We start from the raw sequence: 278 nt of genomic DNA, 5'->3' as shown, positions 1-278 counted from the left end.
GAACGCGAATGAGCAGCAATAAAGAGTTAATGCAGCGCCGCAGTCAGGCGATTCCCCGTGGTGTTGGGCAAATTCACCCGATTTTCGCTGACCGCGCGGAAAACTGCCGGGTGTGGGACGTTGAAGGCCGTGAGTATCTTGATTTCGCGGGCGGGATTGCGGTGCTCAATACCGGGCACTTGCATCCGAAAGTGGTGGCTGCGGTGGAAGCGCAGTTGAAAAAACTGTCGCACACCTGCTTCCAGGTGCTGGCCTACGAGCCGTATCTGGAGCTGTGC

The 278-nt window shown here is 57.6% G+C and carries 1 protein-coding gene; it reads left to right on the top strand.

Annotated elements, in window-relative coordinates; genetic code table 11:
- Nucleotides 1-8: 8 nt before the first annotated feature.
- Nucleotides 9-278 (top strand): aminotransferase class III-fold pyridoxal phosphate-dependent enzyme (locus SB765_RS29270; RefSeq protein WP_410932440.1); only part of this gene is annotated, 270 nt, incomplete at its 3' end.

It is taken from the genome of Pseudomonas sp. SIMBA_067, from assembly GCF_046534675.1.
Lineage (GTDB): Bacteria > Pseudomonadota > Gammaproteobacteria > Pseudomonadales > Pseudomonadaceae > Aquipseudomonas > Aquipseudomonas putida.
The sequence above is the reverse complement of the archived record's forward strand: the minus strand, read 5'-3'. Positions and strand labels throughout refer to the sequence as shown.